Genomic DNA, 17,604 nt, shown 5'->3' on the forward strand with positions numbered 1-17,604 from the left:
GGCGGCTTCGCCTTACCCGGCCTACAGACTACCACCCCCGTAGGCCGAGCCACCCGGCAAAAAAATCTTACTGCGGGAACCACTGCTCGCTAATTTTCTGGTAAGTACCGTCTGCTTTAATCGCCTTCAGCGCGCCGTTCAGTTTTTCCAGCAGGGCTTTGTTATCCGGACGTACCGCGATACCCAGACCCGTGCCGAAGTACTGTGGATCGGTCACTTTCTCGGTAGCCGTGCCCAGCTGCGGATTGGTTTTCAGCCACTCGTTCACCACGGCGGTATCGCCGAAGACGCCGTCGATACGGCCATTTTTCAGGTCGATAATCGCGTTCTGGTAGCTGTCATAGGCCACGGTCTTCACTTCAGGATGTTTGTCCTGCAGGTATTTCTGATGCGTGGTGCCGTTTTCCATCCCGATGCGTTTGCCTTTCAGCTGATCGAAAGAGGTATAAGCGCCTTTCTTCGCAATCACCACCGCCGAGTTGGCGTAGTACGGGTCGGTGAACGCGACCTGCTTGCTGCGCTCAGGCGTGATGTCCATCCCGGAGATCACCGCGTCGTATTTTTTGAACTTCAGCGACGGGATCAGGCTGTCAAAAGCATGGTTAGTAAAGGTGCAGTCGGCCTGCATCTGTTTGCACAGCGCTTTCGCCAGATCGATATCGAAACCGACGATCTGGTTGCTGGCATCCAGCGACTCAAACGGCGGATAGGTGGCGGACACGCCGAAATTGATTTTATCCGCAGCGGATGCGCCAGCGGCGAAGGTGGCGAGTAATGCGGCCAGAACTAACTTTTTCATTGTAATGCTCCCGTCTGTCTTATTGATGCGCCGTGTCTGCGGCCTGGATGTACAATGCCAGTTAATGAATTTATATGCAATAAAAATGATTAAGTATTATCTTTATCGCAAAAAAAAGCGGATAACCCATCAGGTTACCCGCTTCATGAATACCATTTTATGCATTTTCGTGGTTAATTTCTGCGCTCAAACGCCAGCGCTTTACGCTCGATCAGGCGCATCATCAGCGTCAACAGGCCGTTAACCACCAGATAGACCACGCCTGCCGCACCGAACACCATCACGTCATAGGTGCGTCCGTACAGCAGCTGTCCGTGACCCATCACCTCCATCAGGGTGATGGTGTAGGCCAGAGAGGTACTCTTGAACACCAGCACCACTTCGTTGGAGTAAGAAGAGAGCGCGCGCTTAAAAGCGTACGGCAGCAGGATCGCCAGCGTGTCTTTCTTGCTCATGCCCAGCGCTCCGCAGGACTGCCACTGGCCTTCCGGGATGGCGCGGATCGCGCCGTAGAACAGCTGGGTGGTATAGGCCGCACTGTTCAGCGAAAGGGCAATCAGGGCACACAGCCACGGTTCAGAAAGCAGATGCCAGATAACCGGATACTCCTGCAGCGACGGGAACTGGCCCGGGCCGTAGTAAATCAGGAAGATCTGCACCAGCAGCGGCGTACCGGTAAACAGGGTGATGTACCCGCGCACAATCCACACCAGCACCGGCGTTTTCAGCGTCAGGATGATGGTGAAAATAAGGGCCAGGATCAGCGCCACGATAATGGACGCCACGGTCAGCGTCAGGCTGGTATGCAGCCCTTTCATCAACTCGGGGAAATATTCAAGCATCAGCCTGGTCTCCGTTCAAAGCGCGTCGCACGCAGGTCAATACGCTTGAGGATGTACTGACTGAGCAACGTGATCACCAGGTAGATCGCCGCCGCCACAATGTACCAGGTAAAGGGCTCCTGGGTACGGGTGGCGATGCTTTTGGTTTGCAGCATTAAATCATTGACGCTAATCAGGCTCACCAGCGCGGTATCCTTCAGCAGCACCAGCCACTGGTTGCCGAGCCCAGGCAGGGCATGACGCCACATCTGCGGCATGACCAGACGGAAGAAGATGGCTGATTTCGACAGACCTAACGCCTGACCCGACTCCCATTGACCCTGCGGCACGGCTTTCAGCGCACCGCGCAGGGTTTGCGACGCGTACGCGGAGTAGAGCAGGGAGAGGGCAATCACGCCGCACAGGAACGGGCTGACGTCGAAGTTTTCGATCTGCATCTGCACCGGGATCTGCGCAAAGCCGAGATTGAGGGTGAAGCCGTCCGACAGCGTGAGCAGCAGCTGTGAGGAACCGAAATAGATAAACAGGACCACCAGAATTTCCGGTAGCCCGCGCAGCACGGTGACCAGCGCGGAGCCTGTCCAGGCGACGGGGAACCATTTCGCGGATTCCCACACCGCAAAGAACATCGCCAGCACGAGGCCGATAATCAGTGCGCAAACGGCAAGGCCGACGGTCATCCCGGCGGCGCTTGCTAAAGGAAAAATTTCATTCATCAGGAATTACTTCTGGAACCATTTTTTGTAGATGGTTTCGTAGGTGCCGTCTTTCTTCACTTTTTCCAGCGCAGCGTTGAATTTCTGCTGTAGCTCAGTGTTGCCCTGACGAACGGCAATCCCCAGACCGGTACCGAAATAATCCTTATCGGTCACTTTGTCGCCCACTGGCGCCAGCTTGTCGTTAGCTTTCAGCCACTCGGTCACTACCGCGGTATCACCGAAAACGCCGTCGATACGGCCATTCTGCAGATCCAGCTTGGCGTTCTGGTAGCTGTCATACGGAACGGTGGTGATTTCCGGATGCTTATCCATGATGAATTTCTGGTGGGTGGTACCGTTCTGCACGCCCACTTTTTTGCCTTTCAGCTGATCGACAGAGGTGAATTTGCCTTTCTGACCAATAAACAGGGCGGAGTTGTCGTAGTAAGGGGTGGTGAACAGCACCTGCTTTTCACGCTCAGGGGTGATGTCCATACCGGCCATTACGGCGTCGATACGGCGGAACTTCAGGCTTGGGATCAGGCTGTCGAACGCCTGGTTGCTGAAGGTACAGGTTGCATCGATCTCTTTACACAGGGCGTTAGCCAGGTCCACGTCGAAGCCAACAATTTTGTTGTTCGCATCGATGGACTCAAACGGAGGGTAAGAGGCTTCCGTAGCAAAACGAATGGTCTGAGCTGCGGTAGCGGAAAGGGTAACGCCAGCAAGCAGCACGGCAAGTAATACTTTTTTCATTATATTTCCCCTGACACAATCAATGAGATAAATAGTTTTTGAAGGCATCGGTTTGCGGGTTAGCGAAGCAGCTCGCATCACCTTGCTCAACGATATACCCGTTTTCCATGTAGACCACACGGCTGGCGGTTTTGCGCGCCACTTCCACTTCATGGGTGACGATAACCTGCGTAATGTTGGTTTCCGCCAGCTCGCGAATGATGCTCACGATCTGGGCGGTGATTTCCGGATCCAGCGCCGCGGTCGGTTCATCAAACAGCAGTACCGCGGGCTCCATCATCAGCGCACGGGCAATGGCCACACGCTGCTGCTGACCGCCGGACAGGTGCAGCGGGTAGCGGTCGCTGTAGGGCTTAAGGCGCAGACGATCCAGCAGCTTTTCAGCACGGGCGATCGCCTGATCCTTGCTTAACCCCAGCACGCGGCACGGGGCTTCAATCAGGTTCTGCAGCACGGTCAGGTGCGGCCAGAGATTGTATTGCTGGAAGACCATGCCGACGTTTTGACGCAGCTCGCGAATCGCTTTATCAGACGGCGTCTTTGCGAAATCAAAGTGGTTACCGGCAATCGCCAGCGTACCTGAACGGGGCATTTCAAGCAGATTAAGGACGCGCAGAAGGGAGCTTTTGCCTGCACCGCTTGGGCCAAGCAAAACCAGCGTTTCGCCTTCCGGGCAGTTCAGCGTGATGTCAAACAGCGCCTGGTGTGCGCCGTAGAAGCAGTTAATGCCGTTTAGTTTAATACTCATCGGGGCAGTCTTTACTCATCCAGGCAATCTATAGCAATTGAGGCCGCAGATAGTACCGTTGACAGAATAGTTATGCAATATTTCTGCGTTAAAAGTTAAATATAACCCGTATTTCCTCTTAAACATAGCACAAAATAGCGAACGGCAAGGTCGGCGAGTATAAATGTCGGCATTCCGCAAGAAATGCCGCACATTTTACGGGGGTTACCAGGTTATATCGGCGGGTTTAGCGATTTTCAATCGACTGGCGCAGCGTGCCTGCCGGGGCATGAACGCTGCCGCCCACGTAGCGCACGTCGTCTACCGCCCAGCACTGTCCTTCACGGATCATCAGCACTTCATCCTGCCAGGTTTGGGTTCCCTGCGTCAGCTTCACGCGCAGCGGAATATTGCGGGCATCCGTGTTCGGAATGGTTGACGCGCTCGCCACTTCGGCGCTGTCCGGCAGCGTGGCGCGGCTGGAGAACGGATCGGATTTCAGTAGGGCGTTATGCTGAGGATCGCGGGTGGCATCGTTAAGCAGTTTTGCCAGACCATCGCTCAGATACGGGCGCAGACCGGTGAGATCGTTGCTGCGGTGCTGAATGCGATAATCATAGAACTGCTGCGCCACGGTGTCCGGGCCGCCCTCAATGCAGGGGCCGCTGCGGGTACCGATATCCTTAAAGGCAGGCGTGACCGTGGTAGTACAGGCGCTGAGCACCAGCGCGCAGGGCACTAAAAGTGTTAAAGCTGAATAGCGCATGTTGATTTCCTTATTTATTAACTATCCTTTCAATCATAGCGTAACGAACCGATAATGCTGTGCCTAAGGCATTGAACGCTAAAGAAGGAGAGAAACCATGCAGTTTTCAACAACGCCAACCCTGGAAGGGCAGACTATCACCGAGTACTGCGGCGTGGTCACCGGCGAAGCGATTCTCGGCGCGAATATCTTCCGTGACTTTTTTGCCGGCATCCGCGATATCGTTGGCGGCCGCTCGGGCGCATATGAAAAAGAGCTGCGTAAAGCGCGTGAAATCGCCTTTAAAGAGCTTGGCGAGCAGGCGGAAGCCCTCGGCGCTGATGCGGTCGTGGGGATTGATATCGATTACGAAACGGTCGGGAAAGATGGCAGCATGCTGATGGTGAGCGTAAGCGGTACGGCGGTGAAAACCCTGAGATGAGGCGTTCGTTTGCCGCGCTGCTGCTGGCGCTGCTGCTGGCAGGATGCGCCACGGAAAAAGGGGTTATCGACAAAGGCGCCTACGAGCTGGATACGCGTCATCAGGCTCAGGCGGCTTATCCGCGCATCAAGGTGCTGGTGATCCACTACACCGCGGATGATTTTGACAGCTCGCTGGCCACGCTGACGGATAAAAACGTCAGCTCTCACTATTTGATCCCTGCCAGGCCTCCCGCACCGGACGGTAAGCCGCGCATCTGGCAGCTGGTACCCGAGAGCGAACTAGCCTGGCATGCGGGCATCAGCTTCTGGCGCGGCACCAACCGCATCAATGATACGTCTGTCGGCATTGAGCTGGAGAACCGTGGCTGGCAAAAAACGTCGGGCGTTAAGCGCTTTACCCCTTTTGAGCCAGCGCAGATTGCGGCGCTGGTGCCGCTCGCCAAAGACATTATCACCCGCTACAACATCAAACCTGAAAATGTGGTGGCCCATTCTGATATCGCCCCGCAGCGCAAAGACGATCCCGGCCCGCTGTTCCCTTGGCGTCAGCTGGCGCTGCAGGGGATTGGCGCATGGCCCGACCCGGCGCGGGTGGCGTTTTACCTGAACGGCAAGCCGCGAGATGAGCTTGTGGAGCCGAAGGTGCTGCTCGATCTGCTGGCGCGCTACGGCTATGAGGTGACCGATAAGATGACGAACGCACAGCAGAAGCGCGTGATCGTCGCGTTTCAGATGCATTTTCGCCCGGCGCGCTGGGACGGCGTGGCCGATCGCGAAACGCTGGCAATCGCGGAGGCGCTGTTAGAGCGCTACGGGCAGGGGTAATCCCTCGGGTTACCCGACTCCACTTTTACACGGTCTCCTTTTGGACTAATTTTCTAATCACATTCGCGGAGTAAATGTTTATAGTTTCCTCAGTCGAAATTACTCGCTAACGTGTTTGACAATATATCAGCACGCGAAATCAGAAATACTGATGTGCTGACGTCTTAGCTTTATTTACATTTATTAAATGGACTACGCATTTATGCGCTGTGATTGCACACGTTCATCTTTTCCAATTTAATATTAATGGGTATAACTATGTTAAGTATCTATAGTAAAAATAGCCGTCCACAAGAAGAACTTGACGCCATTATCGCGGCAACTGAAGGTTTTGAAGAAAGAACCTTACGCAAATGGCAGCGTATCAGTACCGAGAATAACGAAGATATTCATTTTATCATTAGCGGTGAAGTTGAATTCCGCCGCAAGTCGGATGAACTGTGTGTATTCACCTTACATAATAAATGTATTTTCGGTCTCTCCTCTATTTATTACAATTCAGCGCATATGTACGGCCTGGTTCGTGCCAATACCGTGGTGCGCACTATTAAAAAAGATGATTTTTTCCGTCTGATGAGCGAAAAAAACCTGTGGGAAGCCTTGAGCAAAGTCCTCTCCTGGTATATTTGCATGCTCAGCAAACGTGACGAAGTGCTCGTCGCCCGCAGCGCGTACTCGATTGTTCGCGAGTTCTTGCTGGAAATTAACGAACTGATGGTGCACCATCAGCACGATATTAATATTTACGACTATATTCAGGAATATACCAGCCTTGCCCGCAGCACCATTATTAAAATCCTCGCTGACCTGAAAAAAGGTAATTATATTCAGGTTGATAAAGGTCGTCTGATGTATTTGTCGACACTGCCAGAGAAATATTAATCGCTTTTTACCTCCCCTTTTAACTGGAAGAGGGACTATGTGTCAGTGAATTATTTGCCTGCGTTCCTGCCGTGGTTTCTTCCACGGGGGACGTGGGTATTTTCCCTTGCGAATAATCTTTTTCCTGCTCTTTTAACGCCTTCATCAATAATGCCTTGATTGCCCCATCATCAAGTGTGTGACTGGTATTATCCTGTTCGGGAGTAGCAGAAACGTTCATTTCGGTCCCTGGCAATGTATCTCGGGATATATCATGCGGTAATTCACCGTCTGGCGCCTGCTGCCAGTCGGTATCGCCGCTATCAATTGGCATCTCCTGCAGCGGCGGCATCTCTTTTGTCATCGGTTCTTGCTTTGCTTCAGGCTGCGGGAACGGTTTACTGACATAGACATAATGCATGTCCGATAGCTTCGTTTCTGGCTTAACGGCGCTCGTTTTTATTGGCTCTGGTACCGGATGGCGCAGATCCCAGTAAAGATGAGCATAGAGTCCCGCAGCGATCGTCATCACTATTCCCACCACCCAGATCAGGGTGGCACAGACCATTTTTTTCAGCGAGGGGCGCCGGTAAGAAAACCAGACCGGTGCGTTCAGGGTATAGCTGCGCTGGGCAGCCAGAGTGATCGTCGACATTATAAATGCTTCTCCTGCGCGGTGGGGGTCGCAGATATATTTGCGGACTGAATAAGCACGCTTGGCGTAGTCCTGGTTTCACGCATTAACTGCATCAATGTCTCTTCACCCGCAATCCCGTCCACATGCAGATGCATTTTCTGCTGAAACTCGCGGGTACGTTGCATTAGTTCCGCCGTCCACACCTTTGCGTGGGTTTCGGGCAGATTCAGCGCCAGGCTAAGCTGCTGATCCATCCAGCCCAAATCTTTGACGCTACTTTCGGCGCTCACGGCATCTTTCCCCTGCGGCGTAAGGCGGTGCAATAGGGTGTAATTGCCCGTTGCATGCTGGTTAAACCATCTGCGGCTCACCTGCCAGGTGCGATTATTCATCAGCAGATCCAGCGAGTTATCATCTACTCTGGCCACCACGGCATAGTTCAGGTGATCGCCCGTTTTGATCTCGCCGATCCACGGGTAACCCTCTTTTGCCAACTCCTCGACCGGAGCGCTGCCCTCCTTACACATCAGGTTGACCCGCCCGGCGTTCTGGCAGAGCGCCTCTTCCATCGTGGTGTCATAACCCCACATGGTATAGAGCTGATGCATCGCATCGGGCTTATTCACCACTTCATTCTCAATAACCGGCACCACTGGGGCGTCGGTTTTTGGGGTCTGCGGTTTCCAGCTTGCCATCACGGGCAGCTGTACCGGCAGTCTGGCGGTAATGGCGGGCATCAATGTCCAGCCGCAGGCGGCAAACAGTACAGAGGCAAAAAGGCCCATAACGGCAAGGCGTTTGCCCTTCGGTTTTGCCGGCAGAACTTCTCCTGCGGCGAGGCGCAGATGGCGCGGCGATACCTGCGCTGAACGTTCGGTCCAGGCGGCGAGCATCGCAAGGTGCGCCAGCTCGTTGAGTTTGCCTGCCTGTCCTTTGGTCAGAACATGCATCTTGCGCACGCGGGCCCGGGTGAACGGCGTCGCGTCGCTGCCATGCGCTTCACACTGGGCCTGAACATAGCTCAGGGATTCGCGGCAGGTGAGAGGCCGGAGCGTGTGACGCGTATGAAGAGATTCACGCAACCCGGACTGCTGGAGGGCGGCTTCCTGGTCGGCCGATCCCATCAGCACAACCGACAGAGGCACATCCAGCTCCTGCGCGCGGGTTAACAGCATTGACAGTGCTTCATGGCAATTCGCTTTCATCGACTGAATATGCGAGATGACCAGCACTTTACGTGAGGTTTTGCGGGACAACATCTCGTCCTGCCACTGACGCAGCACAGCATCAATAGCCTGGATCCGGGTTTTGCTCTCTTTAGTGGTGGTGTTGAGTTTATAGAGCAGGCCGCTGGCGCTGAGTTTCGGGAAGGCGTTAATGGCAATCAGCGTGCCGTCATGCTTTTTAAGCGCATCGCAAAACTGCGAGGTGAGATAGCTGTCGTCGCTAAAGAGCGCAGTAACGCCTGTTGTCTGGCACTTCTCTTTCAGCAAACCGAACACATCCTGATGATACGGAACAAAAAAATCACCTGGCATCCGGCTGATAGTCCGGAAAGGCTGGGTAGTGAAATTAAAATGGCGCATATACATAGCGTATTACCGTCTCTTTCATTCATAACAAGGAGACGGAAAAGTAAAGGATACGGGCGGAAGGGGCAATTTGAATGCAGGATAAAAATATTCGGCCTGCGCTTTTAGCATAGGTTTATTTAATGTTCAATCTTTTTCTAAATTATTGTTGGCGGAAGTATAAATGGGCGGGGGATAGGGAACTCATTAGTATTTACGCCACTTAATCATACAGCCCTGTGCTGTGAATTACTGACTGGCAGAAAGGCTCGTTAAAAAATGCGGATGTCATTTGTTAATCAATTGATTATGCCCTGCGTCATGTTTGTGCTGCTCATTTTCTGCGGCCAGCAAGGGTATATGGTTTATAAAGATTATAAGAAAGTTACGAACAGATTGTCTGATCCAAAGCAGAAGATGCAAAAAAAAAGTCATGATGAAACTCAGTTTGTACTTTTTACGCCGGCGGTGATGCCAGCGAAACAGCCAGCGGCGTTGAAAAAGCCGCTCAGTGCGGAAATCGAAGGTATTCTCAGCAGCGACGAAGCCTGGCTGTCCTTTGCGGTGATAAAAACCCCCTCCGGACAAAAGAGCTATCGCGAGGGCGAAATGCTCGCCGGTTTTGACAATGCCTATATTGCCGAAATTCATCCCGATAATGTGGTGGTGAATTATGAAGGCGCACCGCAGGTTATTTCACTTAAAAAACCAGACTATTTTAAAGGCGGCGTTAACAGCAGCCCGGTAACCAAATCGAAGAAAGATGCAGGATTGGATAATCTGCATCTGGATGATTACCTGGTGTTAAAACCATTAATCGAGAAAGGCCAGCTGGAAGGCTACAACATTAATCCACGCAATGCGTCTCCTTTCTACAGCCATGCTGGCCTGGAAAAAGGTGATGTAGTGGTAAAAGTTGACGATGTGGATATGACTAAAGAGGCGCAGGCAAAAGAGATCGTTGCCCGCTGGTCAAAAATGAAAGAGGCGGATGTCATTATTCGGCGTCACGCTCACCTTGAAAATATTCGGGTCAATGTTCTAAACAATTAATAAGTGTACAGACATGAAGAAATTTCCATGGGCGTGCGTAGCGCTGACCGCATTGTCATTATATTCCGGTTCGCTGTTCGCGGCGAACTTTAGCGCCAGTTTTAAAAATACCGATGTCCGCGAATTTATCGATACCGTCGGGCGTAACCTCAATAAAACCATTCTGGTCGATCCTTCCGTTCAGGGAACGGTGTCGGTCCGTACCTACAACGTGTTGACGGAAGAGGAATATTATCAGTTCTTCCTGAGCGTGCTGGATCTCTATGGTCTGTCGGTGATCCCGATGGATAACGGGATGGTGAAAGTCGTGCGCTCTTCGGTGGCCCGCATGTCGGGCGCACCGATTGCCGACAGCAAAAACCCCGGCAAAGGCGACGAAATCATCACCCGCGTGGTGCGGATGGAGAACGTCCCGGTACGTGAGCTGGCCCCCCTTTTGCGTCAGTTGAACGACGCCTCCGGCATCGGCAACGTGGTTCATTTTGAACCGTCAAACGTGCTGTTGTTAACCGGCAAAGCCTCGGTGGTAAACCGCCTGGTCGATCTGGTGCAGCGAGTGGATCAAAGCGGCGTCCAGCGCCGTGAAATCGTGCCACTGCGTTTTGCCTCGGCCAAAGATCTTTCTGACATGTTGAACAATCTCAACAACGAAGAGCAGAAAGGGCAAAACGCCCCGCAGCTGGCGACCAAAGTGGTCGCCGACGATGAAACCAACAGCCTGGTGATTAGCGGCAGCCCTGACGCGCGTCAGCGCACGCGGATGCTGATCTCCCAGCTCGATCGCGAGCAGAACAACGAAGGCAACACCCGCGTCTTCTACCTGAAATACGCCAATGCCAGCAAAGTGGTGCCGGTGCTGACGGGGATCGGAGAGCAATTGAAAGATAAAGCGGGCGGCGGTAAGAGCAAAGCCGCGCCGATGGCAGGCGACCTGAATATTACCGCCGACGAGTCTACCAATTCGCTGGTGATCACCGCCCAGCCAAACGTCATGAATTCGCTGGAGAAAGTGATCGACAAGCTGGATATCCGCCGTCCACAGGTGCTGGTGGAGGCGATCATCGCCGAAGTTCAGGACGGTAACGGCCTGGATTTGGGCGTGCAGTGGACCGGTAAACACGGTGGGGTTCAGTTTGGTTCGACCGGCCTGCCGATCAGCCAGATCAAGAAGTCAAAAGTCATTGGCAGCTATACGGGCCTGGCGACCGGTTTCTTTAACGGCGATTTTGGTGCGCTGATGACGGCGCTGTCCACTAACGGCAAAAACGATATTTTGTCGACACCGAGCGTGGTGACGCTGGATAACAAAGAGGCGTCGTTCAACGTCGGTCAGGATGTACCGGTACTCTCCGGTTCGCAGACCACCAGCGGCGATAACGTGTTTAACTCGGTGGAACGTAAAACCGTCGGTACTAAGCTGAAAATCGTACCGCAGATCAACGATGGCGACATGATCCATCTGAAGATTGAGCAGGAAGTTTCCAGCGTGGATAACACCTCGACGGCCGATGCCAGCCTGGGCCCAACGTTCAACACCCGCACCATCAATAACGAAGTGATGGTCCACAGCGGACAGACGGTGGTACTGGGAGGTTTGATGGAAAACGTCACTAAACAGTCGGTCTCGAAAGTACCGTTGTTGGGCGATATTCCGGTCGTGGGGCAGTTGTTCCGCTATACCTCGCAGGACAGCGCCAAACGTAATCTTATGGTGTTTATCCACACCACCGTACTGCGCGACGACGACAACTACAGCGCGGCGTCGAAAGAGAAATACGATCAGATCCAGGCGCGTCAGCAGCAGCGTATGGAAGAGCACAAGCTGGGCATTGTAGAGAATTCTGATTCCCCGATGCTGCCGGCCTATCCGTCCCAGAGCCGCGCCGCGCCGGTGAGCGCCAGTGCGCCGGTGTCGTCCCGCAACCCGTTTAAAGAGTAAGGCGGACGCGACATGACCGAGATGAGTAATGCGCTCTGTACCAGCACCTGGGCGAAAGAGAACGGGGTCCTGTTCTATAACGACGAGGTTTATATCCGCGAGGATGCGCAGGCGTATGCCCTGCTGGAGATGCGCCGCGTGCTGGGGCGCTCCTATGCCCCGACGATCTTGACGGCGGAAGCGTTTGACGAACTGCTGACCAAAATATGGCAGCAGAACAGCGGCGTCTCGCAGCAGCTGGTGGACGACATGGACGCCGATATTGACCTGATGGCGTTAACCGAGGAGATCCCGGACAACGAAGATCTGCTCGATAACGACGAGAACTCACCGGTGATCCGCCTGATCAACGCCATTATGGGCGAAGCGGTGAAAGAGGGGGCCTCCGATATTCATATCGAGACCTTCGAGCGCACCCTGAGCATTCGTTTTCGCGTTGACGGCGTGCTGCGTCCGGTGCTGCAGCCGGCGCGCAAGCTCGCGCCGCTGCTGGTGTCGCGTATCAAAGTGATGTCCAAACTGGACATCGCCGAAAAACGTCTCCCCCAGGACGGTCGTATTTCGCTGCGCATTGGTCGTAAGGCTATTGACGTGCGTGTCTCCACTATTCCGTCTCAGTACGGAGAACGCGTGGTGATGCGTCTGCTGGATAAGAGCAACCTTAAGCCGGACATCAACAAGCTCGGTCTGATTGACGAAGAGCTGGTGAAGTTAAAGGGACTGATTGAACGTCCGCACGGCATCATCCTGGTGACCGGCCCGACCGGTTCGGGGAAAAGTACCACCCTGTACGCGCTGCTGTCGGCGCTTAACGGTCATGAACGCAACATTCTGACCGTGGAAGATCCGATCGAGTATGAACTGGAAGGTGTAGGACAGACCCAGGTCAACCCGCGCGTGGATATGACCTTTGCACGCGGGCTGCGCGCCATTCTGCGCCAGGATCCGGACGTGGTAATGATCGGGGAAATTCGTGACGGTGAAACCGCGCAAATCGCGGTGCAGGCGTCCCTCACCGGTCACCTGGTAATGTCTACCCTGCACACCAACAGTGCGGCGGGCGCCATTACCCGTCTGCGTGATATGGGGCTGGAGTCATTTTTAATTGGTTCGTCGCTGCTTGGCGTCATTGCCCAGCGTCTGGTGCGTCGGCTGTGTCCACACTGCCGCACGACCAGTCCGCTGGATGACAATGAGAAAGCGCTGTTCACCTTTATGGAAACGCCGCCCAAAGCGATTTATCGCGCCGTGGGCTGCGAACAGTGTCGCCAGAGCGGCTACCAGGGACGCGCAGGCATCCATGAATTTCTGGTGGTCGACAGCGCCATGCGCCGTGCGATCCATGAAGATAAAGATGAGATGTCCATCGAAACGCAGCTTTTCAAAGAGGCCTACAGCCTGCGTGAAAACGGTCTGCTGAAGGTGATCTCCGGCGTGACCTCGCTGGAAGAGGTGATGCGCGTCACCGCCGAGCGCGGAGGGGATGCGTAATGGCCTGGTATGCGTGGTCCGCGACGGACGCCGCCGGGAAAACCCAGCGCGGCAACCTGCAGGCCGAAGGGCCAAAGCAGGTGCGCCAGATGCTGCGCGAACAAAAGCTGATACCGGTGAATATCTCCCCAACCAGCGATCCGGCGGCGGGGAAAAACGCCCGTAAAGGGGCAAAACTGTCGATTCCGGTGCTGTCGATGTTTACCCGACAGCTTGCGACGCTGGTCAATGCCGCGCTGCCGCTGGAGAGTGCGCTAAAGGCGATTGCGAAGCAGACGGAAGATAAAACCCTGGCGGCGATGGTGACCGAGATCCGCGACAAGATCGTGGAAGGCCACACGCTGTTCGACGCCTTCAGCCAGTTTCCGCGCAGCTTCGATAAGCTCTACTGCACCCTGGTGATGGCCGGTGAAAAGACCGGTCATCTCGGGGGCGTGCTGGAAAAGCTCGCCGAATACAACGAGCAGCGCCAGAAGATGAAAAGCAAGCTCACCCAGGCGATGGTGTACCCCATCACCCTGACGGTAGTGGCGATCGCGGTGATCTCCATTCTGCTGGTCGCCGTGGTGCCGCAGGTCATCGACCAGTTCACTCATATGAAACAAGAGCTGCCGATGACCACCCGCACGCTGATTGCGGTGAGCGACTTTTTACAGGCATGGGGCATCGTTATCGCCGGCGGCCTGTTCGGGGCGTCGGCGAGCTTTAAATTTTGGATAAAAAAAGAAAAGAACCGATTTGTTTATCATCGGTGGCTGTTGCTAAATTCACCGCTGAAAAAACTGGTCTGCGCCATCAACAGCGCGCGCTACATCCGCACGCTGAGTATTTTGCAGGCCAGCAGCGTTCCGCTGCTGGAAGGGATGTATATCGCGATGGACGGGATAGAAAACCTCTATGCCCGGCAGGTGCTTGAGCAGGCGGCGGACACCGTGCGCCAGGGGGCATCTCTCTACAACGCGCTGGAACAGGCGAAAATTTTCCCACCCACCATGCTTTATATGGTGGCCTCCGGGGAGGAGAGCGGCGAGCTGGGCTCGTTGATGGATCGCGCGGCGGAAAACCAGGAATCTGCATTACAGCATCGAATTACTTTAACGCTGTCGGTATTTGAGCCGGCACTGGTAGTAACTATGGCGACCGTTGTTCTATTTATCGTTCTTTCAATATTACAACCGCTTCTTCAACTTAATAATATGGTAGGTTAATCATGTCTTTGAAAAAGAATAGCCTGAAGCGTCAGGCGGGATTCACGCTGCTCGAATTAATGGTGGTTATCGTTATTCTCGGTGTGCTGGCCAGTATGGTCGTGCCTAATTTAATGGGCAATAAAGAAAAAGCCGATATTCAGAAAGCGACCAGCGATATTGTGGCGCTGGAAGGTTCGCTGGATATGTACAAGCTCGACAACCATCGCTATCCGACCACCGAGCAGGGGTTGCAGGCGCTGGTGACCAAACCTGAAATTGCGCCCATTCCGAAAGGCTACCGTGACGACGGCTATATTCGCCGCCTGCCGCAGGATCCATGGGGCAATGACTATATTCTGGTCAGCCCGGGAGAGCATGGCGCTGTCGATATTTTCTCAGCCGGTCCGGATGGAGAAGCGAATACAGCCGACGATATCAGCAACTGGTCTTTTGATAAAAAAGATAAGTAATGAATAAGCAACGTGGATTTACCCTGCTGGAAATTATCGTGGCGCTGGTGATATTCGCCCTGAGCGCCATGATGGTGGTCACCACCATTCCATCACGCAGCGGCGCAGATACATTTGGTCAGCAGCTAAAATCCCTCGTTGAATATGGTTCTGACCGTGCGGTAATGGACGGAAATATTGTCGGGCTGGTGATGACCTCGTCAGAATTTGAACTGGTGACACAGGTTGGAAATAACGGCGAAAGCCACTGGGCACCGCTAAAGGCGGGACGGATCGCGACCCGCGGCGAGTTTCCTGAGGAGATGCACGTCTCCCTCTCGCCGCGAACGCTGGCGGCCACGCTGGACGATGAACCGCAAATCATTTTTTTGCCGGACGGCGAGCTGAGCCGCTTCACGCTCAGCTTCGAAAGCCTCGATAAAAAGCAGCGCTTTCACGTGACGTCACAGGGCTCTGTTCCCGTGGTGGTGGAAAACGATGACTAAACGCAAAACCAAAGAGCAGGGGATGACCCTGCTGGAAGTGATGGTGGCGCTGGTGATTTTCTCCACCGCGGCGCTGGCGCTGATGAACTCCGTCACCCTGAACGTGCGCTTTACCCACAGCCTGTCGGAAACACTGCAGGCCGGCTGGGTGGCGGAAAATCTACTGGCACAAGCTCAGCTTGCTCAGACCGATTTTCCGGATGCCGAGCAGGTGGGTACCGAAACCATGGGCGGACAAACCTGGACCTGGCATATCCAGCGGGTAAAAACCGCCGAAAATACCTTTGCCGATGAGGTAAGGGTTTACAGCGAAGGAAGCGATGCGCAACCGGTGGTGGCACTTCAGCTAGACGAACCGGAGGTGGATCGTGAGTAAGGCGCAGCGTCAGCAGGGCTTTACCCTGCTGGAAATTATGATTGCGCTGACCATCTTCGCGGTGATCAGCATTCTCGCCTGGCAAATTCTTGACGGTGCGATGCGCACCTCGACGGCCAGCGACGAGGCGGCGACAAAAGTGACGGCGCTTCAGCGCACGTACAATCTGCTCTCGCGTGACTTTTATCAGCAGCAGGCGCGCGCGCCGCGCAACAGCGGCGAGGTGTTCGTTCAGCAGCAGAATGGTCTGGAAATGACAACCCTTAACGGCATCAGCGGTCAGGTGCAGCTAGAGCGGGTGAGCTGGACATTAAAGGACAAGCGCCTGTGGCGCAACGTCTGGGCTGCTATCGATGGTCCCGCCAGCGCGCAGCCGGAAGAAGTGCCGATTCTGAACGATGTGAAAGCGATGAAATGGCGTTTCTGGCACGAAGGCTGGCAGGAGAAATGGACCGACATCGCCCATCAGCCTGATGGCGTTGAGCTGAATCTGACTATGGAAAACGGCGAAACCTGGCGCTGGGTTTTTATCACTCCCGGCGATATGCCCGAGATCCAGACCGCGCCAAAAGAGACGAATGCGGACCCGGCGCAGCCGGCAGCGGAGAATGCGGCGCAACCCGTAACCAACCCGCAGCCCGATACGGCAGCACAACCAGGAGTGAGTTCATGAGCGGCAAACCTGCGCGGAAAGAGCGTGGCGTGGCGCTACTGGTGGTCCTGATCCTGCTGGTGATGATGTCCGCCCTGGCGGCGAAAATCAGTCAGCAGTTCTGCCGCCACCTGCAAAAAACGCATTATCAGGTCAGCCAGCAGACGCTGCGCTGGGCCATTGCCCGTCAACAGAAGGTACTGGAAAACGTATTGCAGAAAGCGGCCAGTTCAGAAGGGGCGGGGCTGTCGCCGCGAGGTGACTGGGCACAGCCGATGGAAACCCATGGAGATAATTACACCGTGGTGAGTCAGGTGGAGGATGCCCGGACCTGCTTTAACGTCAATAGTCTGCTGGCCGTTGATGCGGCGCCAGCGGCCCCGGCCGACGCCACTGCGCTGCCGGAAAAACCGGTCAAAGAGCAGATTGTCGAACAGCTGCTGGCAGAAAGCGGAGTCGGTACGCTGGCGGCAGAAGAGATTTACCAGCAACTGGTGGATTATCTTGACGCCGACGACGTGACGGCGAAACAGGGCCAGGAGGCCGATGCCTGGGCGAGCGTGACGCCCGCCCGTGGTCCGGCGAATCAAATGATGCGCACCATCAATGAAATCAGACTGCTGCCCGCCTTTCCGCAGGCCGCATGGCCGAAGGTCAGCAAACTGCTGTGCGCCTTGCCGGATACGGATGGCACCATAAATGTGAATACCTTAACACGAGAACAGTCGCCGCTGCTGGCGGCGGTTTTTACCGGCGTGTTAAGCACGGACGATGCTGCCCGCCTGATCGATTCACGCCCGGAAGAGGGCTGGGAGTCGCTGGAGGCATTCAGCAAAGTGCTGGAGAGCAACTATCCGCAGACCAAAGATATCCTGGCGCAGATTCAGGACAGGGTTGCGGTCAACAGTCGCTATTTTCGGGTGGATACCACCGGCAATACCGATGATTTAACGCTGCGCGTCGTCAGCCAGCTTCACGTTGACAGTGAGGCGGGCAAGGTCGTTACCTGGCAACGCCGCTACCGAATGGTTGAATAAGATAAG

General features: G+C 54.6%; 20 protein-coding genes. 12 read left to right on the top strand and 8 right to left on the bottom strand.

Features of this window, described 5'->3' with window-relative positions:
- Nucleotides 1-67: 67 nt before the first annotated feature.
- The 6 genes from artJ to F0319_RS02925 all read right to left on the bottom strand — a co-directional run bounded on the left by artJ (nt 68) and on the right by F0319_RS02925 (nt 4,588).
- Nucleotides 68-799: an arginine ABC transporter substrate-binding protein ArtJ gene (gene artJ / locus F0319_RS02900; protein WP_021240923.1), complete on the bottom strand. Its 732-nt coding sequence runs from the start codon at nt 797-799 to the stop codon at nt 68-70.
- A 173-nt stretch (nt 800-972) separates the two neighbouring features.
- Nucleotides 973-1,641, bottom strand: coding sequence for an arginine ABC transporter permease ArtM (gene artM / locus F0319_RS02905; protein WP_023310940.1), 669 nt, complete (start codon nt 1,639-1,641; stop codon nt 973-975).
- Entirely contained in the window at nt 1,641-2,357 is a 717-nt protein-coding gene (gene artQ / locus F0319_RS02910; protein ID WP_025756069.1) for an arginine ABC transporter permease ArtQ, read from the bottom strand. Before artQ ends, artM begins: the two co-directional genes overlap by 1 nt.
- Before the next feature lie 6 nt (nt 2,358-2,363).
- Entirely contained in the window at nt 2,364-3,095 is a 732-nt protein-coding gene (gene artI, locus F0319_RS02915; protein ID WP_008500032.1) for an arginine ABC transporter substrate-binding protein ArtI, read from the bottom strand.
- A gap of 19 nt (nt 3,096-3,114) precedes the next feature.
- Nucleotides 3,115-3,843: an arginine ABC transporter ATP-binding protein ArtP gene (gene artP, locus F0319_RS02920; protein ID WP_023310942.1), complete on the bottom strand. Its 729-nt coding sequence runs from the start codon at nt 3,841-3,843 to the stop codon at nt 3,115-3,117.
- A gap of 226 nt (nt 3,844-4,069) precedes the next feature.
- Nucleotides 4,070-4,588, bottom strand: coding sequence for a lipoprotein (locus tag F0319_RS02925; RefSeq protein WP_059445567.1), 519 nt, complete (start codon nt 4,586-4,588; stop codon nt 4,070-4,072).
- Between the two features lie 97 nt (nt 4,589-4,685).
- On the opposite strand from F0319_RS02925, the gene F0319_RS02930 reads away from it, so the two are divergent.
- From F0319_RS02930 to F0319_RS02940, 3 genes are all read left to right on the top strand, one after another.
- Nucleotides 4,686-5,009 (top strand): heavy metal-binding domain-containing protein, encoded by a 324-nt coding sequence (locus tag F0319_RS02930; protein WP_008500028.1) that lies wholly within the window; start codon nt 4,686-4,688, stop codon nt 5,007-5,009.
- Entirely contained in the window at nt 5,006-5,836 is an 831-nt protein-coding gene (locus F0319_RS02935; RefSeq protein ID WP_149366241.1) for an N-acetylmuramoyl-L-alanine amidase, read from the top strand. Before F0319_RS02930 ends, F0319_RS02935 begins: the two co-directional genes overlap by 4 nt.
- 258 nt (nt 5,837-6,094) lie before the next feature.
- The gene (locus F0319_RS02940; protein ID WP_111963886.1) at nt 6,095-6,718 is read left to right on the top strand and encodes a helix-turn-helix domain-containing protein; all 624 of its coding nucleotides are present in this window, start codon (nt 6,095-6,097) and stop codon (nt 6,716-6,718) included.
- 19 nt (nt 6,719-6,737) lie between these two features.
- On the opposite strand, the gene F0319_RS02945 is transcribed toward F0319_RS02940, so the two are convergent.
- Nucleotides 6,738-7,352, bottom strand: coding sequence for a hypothetical protein (locus tag F0319_RS02945; protein WP_149366242.1), 615 nt, complete (start codon nt 7,350-7,352; stop codon nt 6,738-6,740).
- Entirely contained in the window at nt 7,352-8,926 is a 1,575-nt protein-coding gene (locus tag F0319_RS02950) for an ExeA family protein (protein WP_149366243.1), read from the bottom strand. Before F0319_RS02950 ends, F0319_RS02945 begins: the two co-directional genes overlap by 1 nt.
- Before the next feature lie 300 nt (nt 8,927-9,226).
- Here F0319_RS02950 and gspC point away from each other — a divergent pair, with 300 nt between their 5' ends.
- The 9 genes from gspC to gspK are packed head-to-tail and all read left to right on the top strand — an operon-like array spanning nt 9,227 to nt 17,598.
- On the top strand, nt 9,227-9,958 hold the full coding sequence (gene gspC, locus F0319_RS02955) for a type II secretion system protein GspC (RefSeq protein ID WP_149366355.1): 732 nt from the start codon (nt 9,227-9,229) through the stop codon (nt 9,956-9,958).
- Between the two features lie 13 nt (nt 9,959-9,971).
- Nucleotides 9,972-11,897 (top strand): type II secretion system secretin GspD, encoded by a 1,926-nt coding sequence (gene gspD, locus F0319_RS02960; RefSeq protein ID WP_149366244.1) that lies wholly within the window; start codon nt 9,972-9,974, stop codon nt 11,895-11,897.
- A gap of 12 nt (nt 11,898-11,909) precedes the next feature.
- Nucleotides 11,910-13,388: a type II secretion system ATPase GspE gene (gspE, locus tag F0319_RS02965; protein ID WP_115874602.1), complete on the top strand. Its 1,479-nt coding sequence runs from the start codon at nt 11,910-11,912 to the stop codon at nt 13,386-13,388.
- Nucleotides 13,388-14,596 (top strand): type II secretion system inner membrane protein GspF, encoded by a 1,209-nt coding sequence (gspF, locus tag F0319_RS02970; protein WP_149366245.1) that lies wholly within the window; start codon nt 13,388-13,390, stop codon nt 14,594-14,596. The genes gspE and gspF overlap by 1 nt, the downstream gene beginning before the upstream one ends.
- Nucleotides 14,597-14,598: 2 nt before the next feature.
- Nucleotides 14,599-15,048 carry a type II secretion system major pseudopilin GspG gene (gene gspG, locus F0319_RS02975; RefSeq protein ID WP_111963893.1) on the top strand — a complete coding sequence of 150 codons (450 nt, stop codon included), beginning with the start codon at nt 14,599-14,601 and terminating at the stop codon, nt 15,046-15,048.
- Nucleotides 15,048-15,533, top strand: a complete 486-nt coding sequence (gspH, locus tag F0319_RS02980) for a type II secretion system minor pseudopilin GspH (protein WP_149366246.1) — start codon at nt 15,048-15,050, stop codon at nt 15,531-15,533. Before gspG ends, gspH begins: the two co-directional genes overlap by 1 nt.
- Nucleotides 15,526-15,909, top strand: coding sequence for a type II secretion system minor pseudopilin GspI (gene gspI, locus F0319_RS02985; protein ID WP_127730215.1), 384 nt, complete (start codon nt 15,526-15,528; stop codon nt 15,907-15,909). The genes gspH and gspI overlap by 8 nt, the downstream gene beginning before the upstream one ends.
- The gene (gene gspJ, locus F0319_RS02990) at nt 15,902-16,582 is read left to right on the top strand and encodes a type II secretion system minor pseudopilin GspJ (protein ID WP_149366247.1); all 681 of its coding nucleotides are present in this window, start codon (nt 15,902-15,904) and stop codon (nt 16,580-16,582) included. Before gspI ends, gspJ begins: the two co-directional genes overlap by 8 nt.
- On the top strand, nt 16,579-17,598 hold the full coding sequence (gene gspK / locus F0319_RS02995; RefSeq protein WP_149366248.1) for a type II secretion system minor pseudopilin GspK: 1,020 nt from the start codon (nt 16,579-16,581) through the stop codon (nt 17,596-17,598). Before gspJ ends, gspK begins: the two co-directional genes overlap by 4 nt.
- Nucleotides 17,599-17,604: the final 6 nt, after the last annotated feature.

It is taken from the genome of Enterobacter vonholyi (genome assembly GCF_008364555.1).
Lineage (GTDB): Bacteria > Pseudomonadota > Gammaproteobacteria > Enterobacterales > Enterobacteriaceae > Enterobacter > Enterobacter vonholyi.

What these genes read in the sequence shown, in the direction of transcription:
- gspE (WP_115874602.1), top strand. Translation starts at nt 11,910, where the DNA reads ATGACCGAGATGAGTAATGCGCTCTGTACCAGCACCTGGGCGAAAGAG.
- artP (WP_023310942.1), bottom strand. Translation starts at nt 3,843, where the DNA reads ATGAGTATTAAACTAAACGGCATTAACTGCTTCTACGGCGCACACCAG.
- F0319_RS02940 (WP_111963886.1), top strand. Translation starts at nt 6,095, where the DNA reads ATGTTAAGTATCTATAGTAAAAATAGCCGTCCACAAGAAGAACTTGAC.
- gspC (WP_149366355.1), top strand. Translation starts at nt 9,227, where the DNA reads ATGTTTGTGCTGCTCATTTTCTGCGGCCAGCAAGGGTATATGGTTTAT.
- gspF (WP_149366245.1), top strand. Translation starts at nt 13,388, where the DNA reads ATGGCCTGGTATGCGTGGTCCGCGACGGACGCCGCCGGGAAAACCCAG.
- F0319_RS02930 (WP_008500028.1), top strand. Translation starts at nt 4,686, where the DNA reads ATGCAGTTTTCAACAACGCCAACCCTGGAAGGGCAGACTATCACCGAG.
- F0319_RS02925 (WP_059445567.1), bottom strand. Translation starts at nt 4,588, where the DNA reads ATGCGCTATTCAGCTTTAACACTTTTAGTGCCCTGCGCGCTGGTGCTC.
- gspD (WP_149366244.1), top strand. Translation starts at nt 9,972, where the DNA reads ATGAAGAAATTTCCATGGGCGTGCGTAGCGCTGACCGCATTGTCATTA.
- F0319_RS02935 (WP_149366241.1), top strand. Translation starts at nt 5,006, where the DNA reads ATGAGGCGTTCGTTTGCCGCGCTGCTGCTGGCGCTGCTGCTGGCAGGA.
- F0319_RS02945 (WP_149366242.1), bottom strand. Translation starts at nt 7,352, where the DNA reads ATGTCGACGATCACTCTGGCTGCCCAGCGCAGCTATACCCTGAACGCA.
- gspK (WP_149366248.1), top strand. Translation starts at nt 16,579, where the DNA reads ATGAGCGGCAAACCTGCGCGGAAAGAGCGTGGCGTGGCGCTACTGGTG.
- gspG (WP_111963893.1), top strand. Translation starts at nt 14,599, where the DNA reads ATGTCTTTGAAAAAGAATAGCCTGAAGCGTCAGGCGGGATTCACGCTG.
- F0319_RS02950 (WP_149366243.1), bottom strand. Translation starts at nt 8,926, where the DNA reads ATGTATATGCGCCATTTTAATTTCACTACCCAGCCTTTCCGGACTATC.
- artI (WP_008500032.1), bottom strand. Translation starts at nt 3,095, where the DNA reads ATGAAAAAAGTATTACTTGCCGTGCTGCTTGCTGGCGTTACCCTTTCC.
- gspH (WP_149366246.1), top strand. Translation starts at nt 15,048, where the DNA reads ATGAATAAGCAACGTGGATTTACCCTGCTGGAAATTATCGTGGCGCTG.
- artJ (WP_021240923.1), bottom strand. Translation starts at nt 799, where the DNA reads ATGAAAAAGTTAGTTCTGGCCGCATTACTCGCCACCTTCGCCGCTGGC.
- artQ (WP_025756069.1), bottom strand. Translation starts at nt 2,357, where the DNA reads ATGAATGAAATTTTTCCTTTAGCAAGCGCCGCCGGGATGACCGTCGGC.
- artM (WP_023310940.1), bottom strand. Translation starts at nt 1,641, where the DNA reads ATGCTTGAATATTTCCCCGAGTTGATGAAAGGGCTGCATACCAGCCTG.
- gspI (WP_127730215.1), top strand. Translation starts at nt 15,526, where the DNA reads ATGACTAAACGCAAAACCAAAGAGCAGGGGATGACCCTGCTGGAAGTG.